We start from the raw sequence: 18,345 nt of genomic DNA, 5'->3' as shown, positions 1-18,345 counted from the left end.
AGGGAGGGGAGATCGGTTGCTTGTTCTGATCGGGTTTGCACCCTAGGGGGCAGGTTCACAGGAGACGATGATGAACGCGCGCACCGAATTGCCCACCGGTACCGATTTGCTGGCCGAGATCGACCGGCTGCGCCGTGAGCGCAACGCCGTCATCCTTGGCCATTATTACCAAAAGCCCGAGATCCAGGACCTCGCGGACTTTGTCGGCGACAGTCTCGACCTCAGCCGCAAGGCGGCGGCGACCGATGCCGATGTCATCGCGTTCTGCGGCGTGCGCTTCATGGCGGAGACCGCCAAGATCCTGTCGCCCGACAAGACGGTGATCCTGCCCGACATGGATGCCGGCTGTTCGCTGGAGGATAGCTGTCCGCCCGAACAGTTCGCCGCATTCCGCGCGCAGCATCCCGACCATATCGCGCTGACCTATATCAACTGTTCGACCGAGGTGAAGGCGCTGTCCGACATCATCGTGACATCGTCGTCGGCGGAAAAGATCCTGTCGCAACTGCCCGCCGACCAGAAGGTGATCTTCGGTCCCGACCGCAATCTGGGCGGCTATCTGATGCGCAAGACCGGCCGCGACATGCTGTTGTGGCCGGGCGTGTGCATCGTCCACGAGGCGTTCAGCGAGACCGAGTTGCTGAAGCTGAAGGCGCAGCATCCCGGTGCACCGGTCGCGGCGCATCCCGAATGCCCGGCGATCATTCTCGACCATGCCGATTATGTCGGGTCGACCAGCGGCATCCTCGACTTCGCCAAGGCGATGGCCGGCGACACGCTGATCGTCGCGACCGAGCCGCACATCATCCATCAGATGGAAAAGGCGGTGCCGGAAAAGACGTTCATCGGCGCGCCGGGCGCGGACGGGAACTGCAACTGCAATATCTGTCCGTATATGGCGCTCAACACGCTCGAAAAGCTGTACATCGCGCTGCGCGACCTGACCCCGCGGATCGAGATCGAGGAAGGGCTGCGCCAGCGGGCGAAGGTGTCGCTCGACCGGATGCTGGCGATGGCGAGCGGGACGGTCGGGCTGGGCGACCTCGGGCCACTGCGCGCGAACTAAGCCCGGCGGTCAGCGGGGCGCGGGGTCACGCCCGCGCCCGTGCGCGCAGGTCGTCGGCAAGGGGCAACGGGCGCTGTCCCAGCCAATGGGCAAGGCCGCCGTGCCGCAGCCCGGTGATCGTGCCGATCATGACCAGCAGCGCGGCGACGACCACGGCGATCGCGACCAGCGCCGAACGCTGTCCGCCCGCCGCCCAGATCGCCGACAATGCCCAGAAGAACACCAGCGCATAGGGCGGACAGCCGCGCCCGGCGACCAGCGCCGCCGCCGCGATCGCCCCGCCCAGCACCACGACCGCCGCGGCGACGATCGGCGTTTCTCCGCCGAAATAAACACCGTGCGCGCGCAGCGTCGCGGCGATGTTGACGATCGAGGCGACGGTCAACCAGCTGGCGAGCGCGGTCAGCGGCAAAACCGCGCACCAGCGTTCGCCGGTAGTGAAACCGCCCGGCCAGGCCGACAGGAACCGATAGCTTTTCAGCAGGCACAGCAAGGTGAACAGGATGATCGCCGCCGACGGCACGCCCAGCCCCGCGATCTGCGTATAGGCGGCCCAGAGCGCATTGCCGAAGAACGCACCGGCGGCGGGACCGCGCAGCCGGGCGAGCAGCGGGTTGTCGCGCTGCGACGGCAATGCCTGATACAGCGCGAACGCCAGCGCGCCGGTGTAGAGCGCACCCCAGATAGCGAACGCCCATCCCGCCGGGGTGATCAGCGTGCGGACCGCATTCGACTGTTCGCCGATCGTGCGTCCGAAGCCGATCATCGGCAGGAACGGGGTCAGGATCTGCGCCACGGCGCAGATCAGCGGAAGCGCGCGCGACGGTGAAACCACGTCGGCGCTATTTGGGGAAGCCGTCGTCATGGCGTGCAAACTCGCAACCGCAAATTAGGTTGCCAAGTGCTACTTGCGCGTAAGTTCCCAAAACAGGACGATTTATGCCGCCATGACGTCACCGCGCGCCGTCGATCGTTCGCCGAAGCGGGCGTAGAGCGTCGGCAGCACGAACAGCGTCAACAGCGTCGCGGAGATCAGCCCGCCGATAACGACCGTGGCCAGCGGCTTCTGCACCTCCGCGCCGGTACCCGACCCCAGCGCCATCGGCACGAAGCCGAGGCTGGCGACCAGCGCGGTCATCGCGACGGGACGCAGGCGGAGCATCGCGCCGGTCCGTGCCGCCTCCGCCCGCGCCATGCCGCCGGCGACCAATTGCTGGATCGAGCTGACCATCACCAGCCCGTTGAGCACAGCGATCCCCGACAGCGCGATGAAGCCGACCGCCGCCGACACCGAGAAATCGATGCCGCGGGCGTAGAGCAGCAACACCCCACCGACCATCGCGAAGGGCACGCCGGTAAACACGATCGCCGCATCGCGCACCGACCGCAAAGCACCGTAGAGCAGCAACAGGATCAGCACGAAACAGGCCGGTACGACCAGTTTCAGGCGCGCGGTGGCGGAGGCGAGGTTTTCGAACTGGCCACCCCATTCGAGATAGCTGCCCGAGGGCAGGCGAACATTCTCGGCGATCGCCGCCTGTGCATCGGCGACGACCGATGCACAGGCGGCGATCGCCGCCTGTGCATCGGCGACGACCGATGCGACGTCGCGGCCGCGGACATTGGCCTGCACCACGACGCGGCGCTTGCCGTTTTCGCGGCTGATCTGGTTCGGCCCGTCGACGACGCGGATCTCGGCAACGCTCGATAACGGCACGCTGCCGCCGCCTGCGATCGGCACCGGCACGCGCTGCAATAGCTGCAGGTCGGCGCGCTGGGGGTCGGACAGGCGGATGACGATCGGCACGCGCCGGTCACCTTCGAAGATCACGCCGGACGGCCGGCCGCCGATGGTGGCGGTGATGACGTCCTGCACGTCCTGTGCGGTGACGCCGCGCTGTGCCATCGCCATGCGATCGACGCGGATGTCGAGCATCGGCAGGCCGGTCGTCTGTTCGACCTTCACGTCCGCCGCGCCCTTCGTCTGGCGCAGCACCGCGGCGATGCGTTCGGCGGTGCGGTTCATCGCGTCGAAATCGTCGCCGAAAACCTTCACCGCGATGTCGCCGCGCACCCCGGCGATCAGTTCGTTGAAGCGCATCTGGATCGGCTGGGTGATTTCATAGGCGTTGCCGGGAATCTTCGACAGGTCGTGTTCGATCCGCTCGACCAGTTCGGCCTTGGGCAAACGCGGGTCGGGCCATTCGGAACGGGGTTTGAGGATCACGAACATGTCGGTGGCGTTAGGCGGCATCGGGTCGGACGCGAGCTCGGCGGTGCCGGTCTTGGAATAGACGAAGCGCACTTCGGGCTGGCGCGACATCATCCGTTCGATCGGAACCTGCATCGCCTGGCTCTGCTGGACCGAAGTCGCGGGAATGCGCAGCGCCTGGATCAGCAGGTCGCCTTCGTCGAGTTGCGGCAGGAACACCTGTCCCAGCCCGGCAAAGGCGAGCAACGCGACGATCAGGCTGGCGATGCCCGCGCCGATCGTCAGCGACGGGCGCCGCATCGCGCGGTCGAGGCCGGGTTCGTAGTGGCGCTTGAGCCACGCGACGATCCGTCCGTCCTTCTCCTCGATCCGCCGCGACAGCAGCAAGGCGATCATTGCGGGGACGAAGGTCAGCGACAGGACGAAGGCGAAGGCCAGCGCAATGATGACGGTCAGCGCCATCGGTACAAAAGTCCGCCCCTCGACCCCCGACAGGGTGAGCAGCGGCACGTAGACGAGGATGATGATCGCCTGTCCATAGACCGACGGCCGGATCATCTCGCGCGCCGCCGCCGTCACGGTGGACAGGCGTTCGTCGGTGGTCAGCAACCGCCCCTCGGCATGTTGCCGATCGGCCAGACGCCGCATCGCATTTTCGACGATGATGACCGCGCCGTCGACGATCAGCCCGAAATCGAGCGCGCCCAGACTCATCAGATTGGCCGACACCCCGGCATGCAGCATGCCGAAGCCGGTCAGCAGCATCGTGATCGGGATGACCAGTGCCGCAATCACCGCCGCGCGGAAGTTACCGAGCAGCAGGAAGAGGACGACGATGACCAGCACAGCCCCTTCCGACAGATTCCTGGCGACGGTGGCGATGGTCGCGTTGACCAGCGCGGTCCGGTCGAGCACCGGCTGCACCACCACGTCGGGCGGCAGCGAGGCGTTGATCGATTGGAGCTTGTCGGCAACCGCCGTGGCGACGGTCCGGCTGTTCTCGCCGATGCGCATGATCGCGGTGCCGACCACGACCTCGGTACCGTTTTCGGACGCGGAGCCCATCCGCACCGCCTGTCCGGTGCGCACGGTCGCGACCTGATCGAGCGTAATCGGCACGCCTTCGCGGGTGGCGATGACCATGCGCGACAAATCGGCGGCGCTGCGCACCAGCGCGTCGGAGCGTACCGCCAGCCCCTCGCCACCGCGATCGACGAAGCCGCCACCGACGCTGCTGTTGTTGCGCTCCAGCGCGGTGCCGAGTTCGGTCAGCGTCAGGTTCAGCGCCGCCAGCCGCTGGATATCCGGCACGACGAGGAACTGCTTGGCATAGCCGCCGATCGAATCGACCCCCGCCAGCCCCGGCACGGTCTTGAGCAACGGGGTGACGATCCAGTCCTGCGCGGTGCGCAGATAGGTCGCCTTGTCCTCCTCGCTGACCAGTCGCTCGCCTTCGGGCGTGATATAGCTGCCATCGGGCTGTTGGCCTGGCTCGCCGGGCTTGTGCCGGTCGTCGGCGCGGTGCTGGAGCCGTACGGTGTACATATAGACTTCGCCAAGGCCGGTCGCGATCGGCCCCATTTCCGGCGTGACGCTGGGGGGCAGGCTTTCCTGCACGCCCTGCAACCGTTCGCCGACCTGTTGCCGGGCGAAATAGATGTCGGTCGATTCGTCGAAGACGGCGGTGATCTGCGCAAAGCCGTTGCGGCTGAGCGAGCGGGTATATTCGAGGCCGGGCGTGCCGGCGAGCGCGGTCTCGATCGGGAACGAGACCTGTTTCTCGACCAGTTCGGGCGACAAAGCGGGGGCGCGGACGTTGATCTGCACCTGATTGTTGGTGATGTCGGGCACGGCGTCGATCGGCAGGCGATAAAGCGACCATGCGCCGATGGCGGTGGCGATGAGGGTCAGCAGCAGCACCAGCCAACGCTGGGCCACCGACCACGATACGATGCGGGCGATCATCGATCAGTGATCCGCATGGGTGGCTTCGCCCTTGCCGAGTTCGGCCTTGAGCGTGAAGCTGCCGGTGGTGGCGATCCGTTCACTGCCCGACAGTCCCTTGCGGACGACGACCGCGCCGCCCGATGCCGTGCCGAGCTCGACCGGAACCGCCTTGAACCCCGTGGGCGTGCGGACGAACACGACCGATCGGTTTTCGACCGTCTGGACGGCGGTGGTGGGTACGCGGATCGCGCCGGTACCCTCGCTGCCGGTCAGGCGGATCGCCGCGGTGACCGGCTCGCCGACCCGCCACTGGCCGCCACGATTGTCAAGCGTGGCGATGGCGGGGACGAGCCGGGTTTCGGGATCGAGCGCTGGCGAGACGAAGCGCACGCGCGCCGTCGTCTCGCGACCCGGCGCGGTGACGGTGACGACATTGCCCGGTGCGATCCGGCCGGCATCCTCGGGCTTCAGGCTGAGCGACAGCGCGACGCGCGAGAGGTCGGCGACGCGGAACAGTTCGGCGTCCGCAGCGACGGTCTGGCCCAGCACCACCGGGCGGGCGATAATCCGTCCGCCGATCGGCGCGACGATGCCAATCCGGTTCAGGCTGCCGCCACCGCCGCCGGTCGCGGCCATCATCGCGTTCGCTTGCGTCAGCGCGATGCGTGCCTCAGTCGCGGCGGTGCGCGCGGCGACGAGGTCCTGTTCGGGCGAGACCTGCTGCGCGAACAGCCGCTGTTCGCGGGCAAGGTTGGTGTTGGCCAGCGCGAGGCGGGCGCGCGCGGCCTGAACCTCGCCCTTGATCTGCGCGGCCTCGCGGCTCTCGATCACGGCCAGCGTCTGGCCGCGTCCGACCGCTTCGCCGAGATTGCGGTTGAGCGCGACGATGCGGCCGCCGATCGCGGCCGAGACGACCTGCGTCGCCTGCGGATCGCCCTCGACGATCGCCGGTATCTCGATCGTCGCCGCGCCGTCATTGGTCGGGCGGCCCAGTTCGACGCCGGCCAGCGCGATCTGTTCGGCGGTCAGGGTGACGGTTTCTTCGTCATGCTCGCCGCCATGGTCCTCGCCATGGTCGGCTGGCGCCGCTTCGTTGGTGGGAGCGTCGGCGGTGTTGCAGGCGGACAGCAACAGGGCGAGCGCGAGGGTGGTGCGCAAGGTCATCACGGATTCTCCGTCAGCGGCGCAGGGGCGGTCAGACGCTCCAGCTGCGCACGGGCATTCTGATAGTCGGCGAGCGCGTCGATCGCGGCGAGCCGGGTGTCGGCGAGGGTGCGTTCGACGTCGAGCAATTCGGTCTGGCCGAACTTGCCCTCGCGATAGCCGATCCGGGCGATGCGCGCGGCCTCCTGCGCCGCCGCCAGCGCCGGACCGGCGGCGGTGCGCGCGGTGGTCGCGGCGTTGGCGGCCTGTACCTGCGCATCGGTGATCGCCTGCGCGACGTCTAGCGCCGTGACGCGGGCCTGCGCCTCGGCACGGGTGCGTTCGGCGCTGGCCTGCGCGATCGCGGCACGACCGCGGTCGAACAGGGGGATCGGCAGCGACAGCGCGAGGACGGCGGCGGTGTCGTTGGTCGCCTCCAGCCGCCGGATCGCCGGCCCGACATTCAGGTCGGGGATGCGGGCGGCGCGGGCGAGGCGGATGCCGGCATCGGCAACGGCGATATCGGCCCGCGCCGCCGCCAGTGCCAGCGTACCGTCGGGCGCGACCGGCGCGGCGGGGCCTTGCACGTCCGGGGGCAGGCGGTCGAGCAATGCGTCGTCGAGGCGGCCCATGACCGGCTGCCCGGTCCGCCGCGCCAGATTGGTGCGCGCCGCCGCCGCGAGTCGCTCGGCGCGTTCGATCCCCGCCTCGGCATTGAGGCGTGCGACCTCGGCGCGCTGGCGTTCCAGCGGCGATGCGCGACCGGCCTCGACCCGGATCGTGGCGACGCGCAGCGCGTCGGTCGCGATCCGCGCCTGTTCGCGCGCGGTCGCGACGCGGCGGTCGGCGGCGAGCGCGCCAACATATAGTTGCGTAATTTGCAGCCGGAGGTCGGCGGCGATCACTGCCGCCGCGATCCGGGTGCGCGACAGTTGCGCGCCCGCGACCGCGCCGCGCGCGTCGCGCTTGCCGCCCAGTTCGATCGGGATGGCGATGCCCAGCGTCGTCTCCGCGCTGCGCAGCCCCTGATAGGCACCCGATCCGATGATGTTTTCGACTTGCGCCTGCACCTGCGGATTGGGGCGGAGCGCGGCGACGGCGCGCGCCTGTTCGGCGGCGTCGATCGCGGCGGTGGCAGCATCGGCCGCTGGCGCGGACCCGCCGCCTGCGCGGAGTGCCGCTTCGAGCGTATAGACCGGCCCGGCGTCTGCGGGCGCGGTTTGCGCCATGGCCGGACCGGCGCACGACGCCGCGGCCAGTAGGGCCGCGAACCAGATTTGCATGATGGAAAAATCCCGACGAACTGCGTCAGGCCGGTCGCAACCGGCCGGCGGCGTTCGTCAGGCCGCAGGCGGTCGCAGCGCCGGATCGATCGCGCGCGACGCTTGCCCGCGATCCTGCGCCAGCGTCGCCGGTTTGGCGGTCGCCAGCGACAACAGCGTCATCGCACCACGCTGCGGCACGCTGAAGGCGCCGGCATGGCAGTTGCCGTGATGGTGTAGCGCCGCCTTGTCGCTATCGCCGCCATCGGGGGCGGTGTCGGCATCGTCATGGACCGTGCCCGAACATTCGACGGTCGCCGGCCCGGCCGATTCGCGCGCATGCACCGTGGTCGCCAGCACCAGCGACGACAGCAGCAGCATCAGCAACAGGGACCAGGCTCGGGTCAGCACATCGCGATGCTATCGCATCCGCAGCGTAAAGTCACCGAAAGACTGGACGAACAACGACGATATGTTATCACATGTCATATGTTAGCAACGATCACATCCGAACCTGCCCGCGCGATCGCCCATGCGAGCAGGACCACGCATGGGCGTGGACTCGAGGCCATTCTGGCCGAACCGGTCAACCTCGCCATCTGGCAGCGCAGCGACGCGCCACGGATCGGGGCAAGTGATCTCGACACGGTCGAGGACGTCGCGGTCGTCGTGCCGGCAGGGGAAGGCGCGCCGATCGCGGACGCGCTGGCCGCGGCGGGCTATGCCGACAGGGTGGCGACGCCGCTTTCGCATGATATCGCCGATCTGGCCGGACGCTTCGCCATGCTGCTCGGGCTCGACCGGGTCGCGATCCGGCTGGAGGTGGTCGAGACCGATGCCTGTCGCCGCTTCCACGCCGATTATGTCGCGGTGCGGATGATCTGCACCTATGTCGGGCCGGGGACGCAATGGCTGGCGAACGACGATGCGGAGGCGCTTGCGGCGGGCGTCGAGCCAGCAGCGGCGGCGATCCGTTCGATCGCGACCGGCGACGTCGCGCTGTTCAAGGGGCGCGACCGTTCGGACACGCCGATCGTCCACCGCTCGCCGCCGATTGCGGGCACCGGTGCGCGGCGGCTGGTGCTGGTGATCGACCCGCCGCGACCCGATCAACCGGCGGCGGCGATCGGTTCCGCTTCGACGGACGCGAAGCCGGCGAGATAGGGGTGCGCCAGCACGCGGCGGGCATTGCGTTCGCCGATCGCGGTATCGTTGACGAGGCGGCTGCCCGCCACCGTGCGATATTGCGCGACACAGGCGTCGATCCGGGCGAAGCGCGCCCCGGCCGCCCCGGCGCGGGTGTAGAAGTCCCAGTCGTTGCAATTGTGGAAGCTGGGATCGAACCCGCCGACCCGTTCGACCATCGCGCGGCGGACCACCGACCAGCTCGGCCCGATCACGCCCCCGCTGGCCAGCCCGGCGCGGATACAGTCGCCGTCCCAGCCGCATTCGGGATCGGTCGGATCCGCATCGCCCTCGACCCGTGCGAAATGACCGACGACGATGTCGTTGGCAGCGCTCGCCACTCTTCCCAGCAATGCGCGTGCCGCGCCGGGCAGCCAGACATCGTCGCTGTCGAGAAACGCGATCCAGTCGGCGGTGGCGAGCGCAGCACCGCTGTTGCGCGCCTGCGACGCGCCGACATTGCGCGGCAGGATCATCGCGACGACGCGCGCATCGGCGGCGGCGAGTGCGCGGATGACGGCGGCGCTGTCATCGCTCGACCCGTCATCGACCACGATCACGCGTTCCGGGGCCGGCACCTGTGCCAGCACGCTCGCCACCGCATCGGCGACGACGTGCGCGCGGTTATGGCACGGGATGACGACGTCGTAGGACGCGACGAACGGATCGGCGGATTGCAGCATGTCTGCCCCATGCCAGAACCACGCGCGCGATCAAGCGCTGCTACCGTACCCGATCAGCGCCCGGTGCCGTATCGCAGCCTTGCGCCGGCATAGTAATAGCGCCCGACCGGCGAGATGGGCACGTTGGTCTCGAACCCGATATCGGGCCGCTGATCGCCCAGATTGTTGACGCCGCCATAGAAGGAGAAGTCGTCATTGACCGCGAACTGCGCCTGCACGTCGTGGCTCCACAATTGCTTGTAGCGGAAATAGCGCGGATCGACGAGGCTGGGGTTGCTGTCGGTATCGATCCGGGCAAAGCGGCGGACGCCGTTCTGCCAGCGCAGATTATAGCTGAGCGTCAGCACGCCGCTGTTCCATGTCGGCGAGAAGGCGAGCGTGTAGCGCGGGCGGAACGGCTGATCGACATTGTTCTCGGTCACCGCGCCCGGCGTCGCCACCTGTTCGAGCCGGTCGAGATAGCCGCCGACGAGCCGCAGGTCGAAATCGCCCGCCGAGGCGGTCGAGAAGCGATAGGTCAGGTTCAGTTCGGCACCGGCGGTGCGGAAGGCGGCGACGTTCTGCGGCTGGACGATGAAGCCGTTGATGTAGCCGCTGCCCGTGCGGCGGCTGATCGATCCGCAATAGGCATTGTCGAGGCTCGGCTGATCGACGCACAATTCCGCGATGGTATTGGCGTCGGGCGTATTGATCGCGTCGCGCAGGTCGATGTCGTACCAGTCGAGCGCGATCGACAGGCCCGGCACGAAATCGGGACGCAGGACAAGACCGGCGGTCCAGGTACGGGCGACTTCGGGGCGCAAATTGCGATTGCCCTCCTGCGTGCCCGGTATGAAGATCGTCGCATCGGGATTGTTGGCGGCGGTGAAGTTCGCGAAATCACCGCCGGCGGCGGCGATCAGCGTCCGGCAATTCTCGGCGCGGAACGACGTGCCAAGGCTGCGATTGGCGACATAGCAGGGGTCGGAGAAGAAATTGCTGGTGCCGGTCTGCGGCCGGAAGATCTCCCCGATATTGGGCGCGCGCACCGATCGGCCATAGGATCCCCGGATGCTGATCGCCGCGATCGGCGCATAGATCGCGTTGAACTGATAGGCGCGGGTCGATCCGATCGTCGAATAATCGGACAGGCGGCCAGCCGCGCCGACCGACAACAGGTGCGCGAAGGGGACCTCCTTCAACAGCGGGGCATTGACCTCGCCGAACGCTTCCCACACGTCGAAGCTGCCGTCGGACGGCGTCGGGATGATATATTCGTCATATTGGTAGAAGGCGTTGTCGATCAGCGCCTGTGCCGGACGGAAGCGGCTCGATTCGCGGCGATATTCGCCACCGGCGGCAAAGGCGACCGGGCCGCCGGGCAGTTCGAAGAACTGGCCGAAATCGCCGGTCAGCGATGCGGTCGCGACATGTTGTTCGATGCGTGCGTTGCTGACCGGATTGCTCAGATAATAGCCGAACGAGCGGCCATCGACGGTATTGCCGCCAAAGGTATTGACCGGCACGCACCCCGCCGCCCGCGCCTCGGCCGAACGGCACACGATCGCGCCGCTGCCGTCGCGCACCGCATCCAGTGCGTTCAGGAATTGAGTATTGAGCCGGTCGTTGAGCTTGGTCGCGCGCACGTCGGTGCGGCCATAGGTGTAGGAGACGTCGTAGCTGGCATGATCGGTCAGCCGCCCGCTGACGTCGACGACGCCGCGCCACGTCCGCCGCCGATCGCGCTCGCCGCGGCGGGGAATGTCGAAATTGTTGCGGCTGATATCGACCGAGGTGAGACCGGCGGCGCGCGCCGCGGTCAGGATCGATGCCGGGATGAACGGATTGTCGAGCGCGATGGTCGCCGGATAATTGCCGCCATAGCCGCTGAAGCTGGTCACCTCGCTCTGCACGAACTTGCCCTCGACCGCCAGCTTGAACGCGTCTGAAACATCGAAATGTGCCAGCGCGTTGACGGCGTGGCGTTCGGTGCGCGGCAGGATGTCGCCGATATAGCCCGCGACCGGCGTATCGTCGCCGCCGATCGAATAGCCGTCATTCTGCAGGAACCGGCCGGGGGTATAGAGCGCGCCGTCGCCACGAAACACCTGATCGCCGATCACGACATAGCCCTGGTTCGATCCATAGGGATAGCGCAGGTCGGTGACCGGGCCGATCTTGTAGCTGCCCGGGCGGCTTGGGTCGTACCCGTCGAGGTTCACGAAATATTGCCGCTGTGCGAGGGTCAGATAGTCGCGATCGTCATTCGCCAGCGGATCATCGGCATTGTATTCGTAGGCGAGGGTCAGGTTGCCGCGCCCTTCGGCGAAATTGCGTCCGGCGATCAGCGACGCGAAACGGTTGCCGGCATCGCCGCGCTCCGAAATGCCCGCCTGCGCGCGCGCGGCGATGCCGTCGAAATCGCGGCGCAGCACGAAGTTGACGACGCCCGACACGCCGTCCGCGCCATAGATGGCGGAGGCGGCACCGGTCAGAACGTCGACCCGCTCGATCAGGTCGGTTGGGATCGCGTTGATGTCGACGGCGGCGGTGTCGGGCTGCCCGGCGACATGGCGGCGGCCATTGACCAGCACCAGCGTGCGGTTGGGGCCGAGCCCGCGCAGGTCGAGCAGGTTCAATCCGACCTGTCCCAGCGCACCGTCAGCTTGGTTGCGGCCGGCGGTGCGGGTGCTGTCGAGCGAGTTGGTCAGCGCGGGCACGCGTTGCAGGAAGCTGGTGACATTGGTGGTGCCCGACTGGCGCAGTTCCTCGGCGCCCAGCGACACGACCGGATTGGGCGCCGCATAATCGGGGCGGGCGATGCGCGATCCGGTAACGACGATCTCGCTGCCCTCGTCGTTCGCGACCGGCGTTTCCGGTGCGGTCTGGGCCTGTGCGGACGCGGCGGCGAACAGCGCCGCTCCAGCGAGCAGGCGACGACGGATGATGATCGGCATGTGTTGGTTCCCCCGACCAGCGCGTCCCGTGGACGTCGGTTCTGGTCGAACGGCAAAACGGTCGACTGTCGCAAAGGGTTCGGCTGTGTACGCGGCGGACCATGGAAAATGGAATTTCTACCGGTGTTTAGGGTCCGGCTCGCTGGCGCGCGGCGCAACGATCCGGCATCGTCGCGGCGTGCAGAGCCAGGTTGAACAGGGCGGGCCGACCCGCAGGACCATGCTCGGCATGCTGCCCGCACTGGCGATCGGGGCTTGTGCGCAACCGAGCGGGGTTCCGCCGCTGCGCGCCTGGGCGATGAGCTATGAGGGCGACTATTCGCCGTTCCTGATGCCGGGCTTTACCGCCGCGACCGGCATTCCGGTCGACGTCCAGTCGCTGCCGTCCACTGCCGCGCACGAGAAGCTGCTGACGGCGCATGCCGGGGGGGCGTTGCCCGACGTGTTGATGTTGTTCAACGGATGGATCCGCGAATTCGCGATGATCCGCGCGGTTGCGCCGGTGCCGTCGCCGGCGCTGACCGCCGGGTTGGTCCCCGGCATCCGCGATGCGCTGCGCATCGACGGGCGCGACTATGCGGTGCCATGGTCGGTCGCGCCGCAGGTCCAATATTATCGCACCGACATCGTGGGGGAGGCGGGCTATGCGACGCCACCGCTCGACTGGACCGGGTGGCTGACGATGGCGCGGGCGATCAAGCGGCGGCGGCCCGACAATTATGTCTTCCTGATGCTGCTCAACTGGCCCGGCGCCTTGCTGACGATGATGACGCAGGCGGGGGCGACGATGCTGCGCGACCATGCCACGCGTGGCAATTTCCGTTCGGAACCGGTCCGCGAAGCCTTTGCCTATTACGCCAATCTGTTCGCCGAGGGGCTGGCCCCGCGTGCCGCCTCGACCGAGGTACAGGATCCGCTGGCCGCATTCGCGCAGGGCTATTTCGCGATCTGGCCGAGTTCGCCGACGACATTGCTCGACCTGCGTCGCCGGGCCGCCGACATTCCGCCCGAACGCTGGGGCACCGCACGGCTCGCGGGACCGACGGGGCCGGGTCCGGTATCGGGCGACAGCGCCAGCCTGTGCGTGTCGACCACGACCGATCGCCCGGCCGAGGCATGGGGGCTGGTCCGGCACATGACGTCGCGCGACAGTGAACTGACCTTTCAACGGATGATCGGCAATCTGCCCGCGCGACTGGATGCATGGCAGTCACCGCAACTGGCGCTGCCGGTGCTGCGCGCGTTCCGCGAACAGATGGCGCAACCCGCACCGATCCCGCCGGTCGTCGAATGGGAACGCATCCAGGGCGAGATCCAGCTTGCCGCCGAACGGGTGGTGCGCGGACTCCAGACGATCGGGCAGGCGCTGACCGCGCTCGACGAACGCGTCGACCAGTTGCTGGCGAAGCGGCGCGCGCTGGTCGATGCGGGGCGGATCGCATGACCCGCCAGTCGCGCGCCGCATGGCTGTTCACCCTGCCGGTGCTGACCATCATCCTGATCGTGCTGGTGATCCCGACGATCGCGGCGCTGGCGCTGTCGGTTACCGATTATTCGGTCTATGCGCTCGCCGATCCCGCCAATCTCCATTTCGTCGGCATCGACAATTTCATCGAACTGCTTGCGACGCCGCTGTTCTGGCGATCGCTGAAGAACACGCTGATCTTCGCCGTGCTGGGCGTGCCGATGGCGATCGGCACGTCGCTGTCCGCCGCATTGCTGCTCAACGACGCGACGGTGCGGTGGAAGCCGTTGTGGCGCGTCGCGCTGTTCGCCCCCTATGTCACCAGCGTGGTCGCGACCGCCGTCGTCTGGCGGTTCCTGTTCAACGAACGTTTCGGCCTGCTCAATCGGGGCCTGGCGCTGATCGGCATTCCCGCCGTCGACTGGCTGGGCAACCCGAACAGTTCGATCCCCGCGATCCTGATCTTCGTGACGTGGAAGATTTTCGGCTACAACATGATCGTGTTCACCGCCGCGCTGTCGGCGGTGCCGCAGGATTTGATGGAGGCGGCGCGGCTCGACGGGGCGGGGCGGTGGCTGCGCTTTCGCCACGTCACGCTGCCGGCGATCGGGCCGACGCTGCTGCTGGCGGCGGTGATGAGCGTCGCCGGGTTCCTGCAGATCTTTGCCGAACCCTATGTGATGACGCTAGGCGGGCCGGCGCAGAGCACGATCACGGTACTGTATTTCATGTTCGAGGAAGGGTTCAAATGGTGGAACCTGGGACAGGCGAGCGCGGTCGCCTTCGTCCTGTTCGTCATGATCCTGCTGCTCACCTGGGTCCAGACCCGTATCGGCCGGCGCAACGAATGGCTGTAGGGAAGCTGCGCGCGCTTGTCGCCAATGCCGCGGTCGTCGCGCTGGTCGCGCTGACGGTCGCGCCGCTGATCTATATGGTCATCGTGTCGTTCATGCCGCGCGGCGAATCGGGCACGCTGCCGATCCCGCTGTGGCCGTCGCGCTGGTCGTTGGAAAATTACCACGAACTGCTCGTCCGGCGGCAGATCGACGAAGCGTGGTTCGATTATCGCATCCTGCCCGCGCTGCGGAACAGTATCGGCATCGCCATGCTCGCCACGCTGTTCGGGCTGCTGCTGACCGTGCCGGCGGGCTATGCCTTTGCGAAGCTGCGCTTTCGCGGCCGCGAACGGCTGCTGAAACTCCTGATCGCCGCGCTGGTCGTGCCCGGGCAGGTGGCGATGCTGCCGCTGTTCCTGATCTTCCGCCATCTGGGGCTGGTCAACAGCTATGCCGGGGTGATCCTGCCGGGGCTGGCCGGGATTTTCGGCGTGCTGTTCGTGCGGCAGGCGACGCTGGCGATCCCCGACGAACTGATCGATGCGGCGCGGATGGACGGGGCGAGCGAGCTGCGCATCTTTCGTACGATCGTCCTGCCGCTGCTGACGCCGGTGGTGGTGACGCTGGCGCTGTTCACCTTCCTCGCCAGCTGGAACGATTTCATGTGGCCGCTGGTGATCCTCGCCGACCAGCAGCGCTACACCCTGCCGGTGGCGGTCGCGGCGATCGCGCGTGAACATGCCGCCGATGGCGAATTGATGATGGCGGCATCAGTGGTGACGACGATGCCGGTGCTGCTGATCTTCCTGTTGCTGCAGCGCTATTATCTGACCGGGCTGCTCGGCGGCGGGGTCAAGGGATAGGCACGGCCGTCGGCGGCGAAGACATGGGCGTCGTGCGGCGCGATCGAGAAATGCAGTACCTCGCCCAGCGTCACCGAACGATCGCCGGGCAGCTGCGCGACGATCGTGTCGACATCGCCGCGCGCACCCAGATGCGCGAAGGATAGCGGCCCCAGCCGTTCGAACAGCTCGACCGCGCCTGCGAACGGGCCTTCGTCATCGGGCACCAGATGTTCGGGCCGGACGCCCAGCGTGACGGCGGTGCCGATATCGTCGATGCTCACCTGTGCCGCCGTCGCCACCAGCGCGCCGTCGGGCAGGCGCAGCGTCGCCCCGGTCGGCGTCAACGCGGCCAGCATCGCCGGCAACAGGTTCATGCCCGGCGATCCGATCGCGGCGGCGACGGCGATGCTGGCCGGGCGGCGATAGACCTCGATCGGATCGCCGACCTGTTCGATCCGTCCGGCGCTCATCACGACGATGCGGTTGGCCAGCGTCATCGCCTCGAGCTGGTCGTGCGTCACATAGATCATCGTCGCGCCCAGTTGTTGATGCAGGCGTGCGAATTCGTGCCGCATCCGCGCGCGCAGCGACGTGTCGAGGTTGGAGAGCGGTTCGTCGAGCAGCAGCACCTGCGGCCGGCGGACGATCGCGCGGGCGATCGACACGCGTTGCCGCTGACCCCCTGACAGCGCGCGCGGGCGACGGTCGAGCAGGTCGGTCAGGTCGAGCATCATCGCCGCCTCGGCGACACGCTCGGCAATCTCCTGCCTGGGCAGGCCGGCGACCTTCAACGGAAAGGCGATGTTCCCGGCGACGGTCAGATGCGGGTAGAGGGCATAGGATTGGAACACCATCGCCACGCCGCGTTCGGCGGGCGGGACGTCGGTGACATCGCGCCCGCCGATCAGGATGCGGCCTTCACTGGCACTCTCCAGCCCGGCGATCATCCGCAGCAGCGTCGACTTGCCGCAGCCCGACGGCCCCACCAGCACGACGAATTCGCCATCGGCGATCTGCAGATCGCTGGGGGATAGGGCGGTCGTATCGCCAAAGCGCTTGCCAAGTCCTGCAATGTCGACCGCCGCCATGATCTCTCCCGCCTATTACAGCGACTTACGCGTAACTGGGGGCGGCGCAACGATTGGTGCGGTAGCGGCGCTTCGGCGAGTCCCGTTACGGGCCGCATGAAATCCTCCCCGGCACGGGGAGGGGGACCAGCGAAGCTGGTGGAGGGGGGTGTCGGCAAGCGCCGCCCTGCCGTTTGTGGCGATCCCCCTCCACCATCCGCTGCGCGGACGGTCCCCCTCCCCGCGAGCGGGGAGGAGCCTAAATTGACTTAGAAGCGGAAGGCGGTTCCGACGTAGATCGCCTGGCTGTCGCGGCGGTCGGGGACGATACGCAGCATGCGTTCGCGTTCCGAACGATAGCGGACACCGGCCGTCACATCGAGGTTGCGGGTCAGCTTGTACGATCCGCCCATGTCGAGCGAATAACCCGACGGATCGGCGATCAGCGCGGGCTGATCGGCGAGCGGGCGATCGCTGCTCGCGCCGACGCGGCCGGTGAACTTGCGGCCCGAATAGCTGACGCCGACGCCCATCTGCTCGCGGCTGCCCGGCTGTCCGGCAAGATCGAGACGGGTCATGTCGCCCGACACCGCCAGCCGCTTCCAGCCGACCGACATGCCGAGATTATAGGCGACCGGATTGAGCGTCTGTACCGGCGCCGCCGCGGCGACGCGATCGGGCAGGCGGTTCGGCTGGATCGTACGGCTGCGCACCGCGACCTTGACCGAACGGTTGCCGATCACCGTCCCTTCGGACGGCGTGAACTGAAAGCCCGGTGCGTTCAGCGCGGTGCGCGACAGCGCGGCGGCGAGCCGGGGATCGGCCGAAGCCGGGGTGAACGAGCCGAAGGCGACCAGCGGCATCGATTCGGGATTGAGGCGCTTCAGGACACGTGGTGCGCGCTGTTCCTGCGCGAAGAGCGCAGGGGACGCACCGAGACCGGCGGCGACGATCGCCCCCAATCCTATGCCAGCCCAGATCCTGCTGCCCGTCATCATTTCCCTCACTCCCCGCCAATGGCGCTACCACGATTCGGTTGCGTGGCACCACCGGCTCCGGTCGCTTTCCGGCGACCTGTTGCATCGAACCCACATATTTGTCCGACCAACGGCGAAGCTGCATCGATCCGGGACCGCAATCGATCGCGCCCGCCCGGTTCCGGGCGCGTGTCACCAACCCGCTTGCCGCGTCCGCGCCACCTCCTATAGAAGCGGCGCGAACTGCCGTAATGGCCTGTAGTCAAGGAACCGCTCATGAACCGCCCGCTGCTGATCGCGTTGCTGGCAACCTTTGCCCTGCCGATGGCCGCATGCAGCGGTGGCAAGGGGCGCGTCGCCGGCGACCTCGCCGCGTCGAAGGTCACGACGATCGGCGTCAATAGCTATCTGTGGCGTGCCAGCCTCGACACGCTGTCGTTCATGCCGCTGACCCAGACCGATTCGAACGGCGGCGTCATCGTCACCGACTGGTACGTCAATCCGGCGACGCCGACCGAGCGGACCAAGGTGACGGTCACGATCCTCGATCAGGACCTGCGCGCCGATGCACTGCGCGTCGCGGCGCTGCGCCAGATCAATCGCGGCGGCCAGTGGGTCGAGGCGCCGGTCGAGGCGGCGACGGTGCAGAAGCTGGAAGACATCATCCTGACGCGGGCGCGCGACCTGCGCCGCGGGGCGGTGACCGGCTGAGCGACGCGCC

At 67.7% G+C, this 18,345-nt stretch carries 15 protein-coding genes; 6 read left to right on the top strand and 9 right to left on the bottom strand.

What is annotated here, in order from left to right; translation table 11 throughout:
• Positions 1-70: 70 nt before the first annotated feature.
• Complete coding sequence (gene nadA, locus ACZ1JS_RS11085) at positions 71-1,066, top strand: quinolinate synthase NadA (protein ID WP_465166112.1); 996 nt, start codon at positions 71-73, stop codon at positions 1,064-1,066.
• A 25-nt stretch (positions 1,067-1,091) separates the two neighbouring features.
• On the opposite strand, the gene ACZ1JS_RS11080 is transcribed toward nadA, so the two are convergent.
• From ACZ1JS_RS11080 to ACZ1JS_RS11060, 5 genes are all read right to left on the bottom strand, one after another.
• Entirely contained in the window at positions 1,092-1,901 is an 810-nt protein-coding gene (locus ACZ1JS_RS11080; RefSeq protein ID WP_465166111.1) for a hypothetical protein, read from the bottom strand.
• A 102-nt stretch (positions 1,902-2,003) separates the two neighbouring features.
• Complete coding sequence (locus ACZ1JS_RS11075) at positions 2,004-5,243, bottom strand: efflux RND transporter permease subunit (protein WP_465166110.1); 3,240 nt, start codon at positions 5,241-5,243, stop codon at positions 2,004-2,006.
• A 3-nt stretch (positions 5,244-5,246) separates the two neighbouring features.
• On the bottom strand, positions 5,247-6,389 hold the full coding sequence (locus ACZ1JS_RS11070; protein ID WP_465166109.1) for an efflux RND transporter periplasmic adaptor subunit: 1,143 nt from the start codon (positions 6,387-6,389) through the stop codon (positions 5,247-5,249).
• Complete coding sequence (locus tag ACZ1JS_RS11065; protein WP_465166108.1) at positions 6,389-7,651, bottom strand: TolC family protein; 1,263 nt, start codon at positions 7,649-7,651, stop codon at positions 6,389-6,391. Before ACZ1JS_RS11065 ends, ACZ1JS_RS11070 begins: the two co-directional genes overlap by 1 nt.
• 57 nt (positions 7,652-7,708) lie before the next feature.
• Positions 7,709-8,041, bottom strand: coding sequence for a hypothetical protein (locus tag ACZ1JS_RS11060; RefSeq protein WP_465166106.1), 333 nt, complete (start codon positions 8,039-8,041; stop codon positions 7,709-7,711).
• Between the two features lie 78 nt (positions 8,042-8,119).
• Here ACZ1JS_RS11060 and ACZ1JS_RS11055 point away from each other — a divergent pair, with 78 nt between their 5' ends.
• Positions 8,120-8,794 (top strand): DUF1826 domain-containing protein, encoded by a 675-nt coding sequence (locus ACZ1JS_RS11055; RefSeq protein WP_465166105.1) that lies wholly within the window; start codon positions 8,120-8,122, stop codon positions 8,792-8,794.
• Here the strand turns inward: ACZ1JS_RS11055 and ACZ1JS_RS11050 are convergent.
• Positions 8,740-9,498 (bottom strand): glycosyltransferase family 2 protein, encoded by a 759-nt coding sequence (locus ACZ1JS_RS11050; RefSeq protein ID WP_465166104.1) that lies wholly within the window; start codon positions 9,496-9,498, stop codon positions 8,740-8,742. The genes ACZ1JS_RS11055 and ACZ1JS_RS11050 overlap by 55 nt on opposite strands.
• Positions 9,499-9,551: 53 nt before the next feature.
• Positions 9,552-12,434, bottom strand: coding sequence for a TonB-dependent receptor plug domain-containing protein (locus ACZ1JS_RS11045; protein ID WP_465166103.1), 2,883 nt, complete (start codon positions 12,432-12,434; stop codon positions 9,552-9,554).
• A gap of 178 nt (positions 12,435-12,612) precedes the next feature.
• Between ACZ1JS_RS11045 and ACZ1JS_RS11040 the strand changes: the two genes are divergently transcribed.
• The 3 genes from ACZ1JS_RS11040 to ACZ1JS_RS11030 are packed head-to-tail and all read left to right on the top strand — an operon-like array spanning position 12,613 to position 15,598.
• Complete coding sequence (locus tag ACZ1JS_RS11040) at positions 12,613-13,878, top strand: extracellular solute-binding protein (protein WP_465166102.1); 1,266 nt, start codon at positions 12,613-12,615, stop codon at positions 13,876-13,878.
• The gene (locus tag ACZ1JS_RS11035) at positions 13,875-14,756 is read left to right on the top strand and encodes a carbohydrate ABC transporter permease (protein WP_465166101.1); all 882 of its coding nucleotides are present in this window, start codon (positions 13,875-13,877) and stop codon (positions 14,754-14,756) included. The genes ACZ1JS_RS11040 and ACZ1JS_RS11035 overlap by 4 nt, the downstream gene beginning before the upstream one ends.
• Complete coding sequence (locus ACZ1JS_RS11030) at positions 14,747-15,598, top strand: carbohydrate ABC transporter permease (protein WP_465166100.1); 852 nt, start codon at positions 14,747-14,749, stop codon at positions 15,596-15,598. Before ACZ1JS_RS11035 ends, ACZ1JS_RS11030 begins: the two co-directional genes overlap by 10 nt.
• On the opposite strand, the gene ACZ1JS_RS11025 is transcribed toward ACZ1JS_RS11030, so the two are convergent.
• Both ACZ1JS_RS11025 and ACZ1JS_RS11020 read right to left on the bottom strand, forming a co-directional pair.
• Positions 15,559-16,668 carry an ABC transporter ATP-binding protein gene (locus ACZ1JS_RS11025; RefSeq protein WP_465166099.1) on the bottom strand — a complete coding sequence of 370 codons (1,110 nt, stop codon included), beginning with the start codon at positions 16,666-16,668 and terminating at the stop codon, positions 15,559-15,561. The genes ACZ1JS_RS11030 and ACZ1JS_RS11025 overlap by 40 nt on opposite strands.
• A 248-nt stretch (positions 16,669-16,916) precedes the next feature.
• Positions 16,917-17,645: a hypothetical protein gene (locus ACZ1JS_RS11020; RefSeq protein ID WP_465166098.1), complete on the bottom strand. Its 729-nt coding sequence runs from the start codon at positions 17,643-17,645 to the stop codon at positions 16,917-16,919.
• Between the two features lie 255 nt (positions 17,646-17,900).
• On the opposite strand from ACZ1JS_RS11020, the gene ACZ1JS_RS11015 reads away from it, so the two are divergent.
• On the top strand, positions 17,901-18,335 hold the full coding sequence (locus ACZ1JS_RS11015; protein WP_056453460.1) for a DUF3576 domain-containing protein: 435 nt from the start codon (positions 17,901-17,903) through the stop codon (positions 18,333-18,335).
• Positions 18,336-18,345: the final 10 nt, after the last annotated feature.

The organism is Sphingomonas sp. BL-S-05 (assembly GCF_055521695.1).
The sequence above is the reverse complement of the archived record's forward strand: the minus strand, read 5'-3'. Positions and strand labels throughout refer to the sequence as shown.

What these genes read in the sequence shown, in the direction of transcription:
- ACZ1JS_RS11075 (WP_465166110.1), bottom strand. Translation starts at nt 5,243, where the DNA reads ATGATCGCCCGCATCGTATCGTGGTCGGTGGCCCAGCGTTGGCTGGTG.
- ACZ1JS_RS11025 (WP_465166099.1), bottom strand. Translation starts at nt 16,668, where the DNA reads ATGGCGGCGGTCGACATTGCAGGACTTGGCAAGCGCTTTGGCGATACG.
- nadA (WP_465166112.1), top strand. Translation starts at nt 71, where the DNA reads ATGAACGCGCGCACCGAATTGCCCACCGGTACCGATTTGCTGGCCGAG.
- ACZ1JS_RS11045 (WP_465166103.1), bottom strand. Translation starts at nt 12,434, where the DNA reads ATGCCGATCATCATCCGTCGTCGCCTGCTCGCTGGAGCGGCGCTGTTC.
- ACZ1JS_RS11035 (WP_465166101.1), top strand. Translation starts at nt 13,875, where the DNA reads ATGACCCGCCAGTCGCGCGCCGCATGGCTGTTCACCCTGCCGGTGCTG.
- ACZ1JS_RS11020 (WP_465166098.1), bottom strand. Translation starts at nt 17,645, where the DNA reads ATGATGACGGGCAGCAGGATCTGGGCTGGCATAGGATTGGGGGCGATC.
- ACZ1JS_RS11015 (WP_056453460.1), top strand. Translation starts at nt 17,901, where the DNA reads ATGAACCGCCCGCTGCTGATCGCGTTGCTGGCAACCTTTGCCCTGCCG.
- ACZ1JS_RS11065 (WP_465166108.1), bottom strand. Translation starts at nt 7,651, where the DNA reads ATGCAAATCTGGTTCGCGGCCCTACTGGCCGCGGCGTCGTGCGCCGGT.
- ACZ1JS_RS11050 (WP_465166104.1), bottom strand. Translation starts at nt 9,498, where the DNA reads ATGCTGCAATCCGCCGATCCGTTCGTCGCGTCCTACGACGTCGTCATC.
- ACZ1JS_RS11030 (WP_465166100.1), top strand. Translation starts at nt 14,747, where the DNA reads ATGGCTGTAGGGAAGCTGCGCGCGCTTGTCGCCAATGCCGCGGTCGTC.
- ACZ1JS_RS11070 (WP_465166109.1), bottom strand. Translation starts at nt 6,389, where the DNA reads ATGACCTTGCGCACCACCCTCGCGCTCGCCCTGTTGCTGTCCGCCTGC.
- ACZ1JS_RS11055 (WP_465166105.1), top strand. Translation starts at nt 8,120, where the DNA reads ATGTTAGCAACGATCACATCCGAACCTGCCCGCGCGATCGCCCATGCG.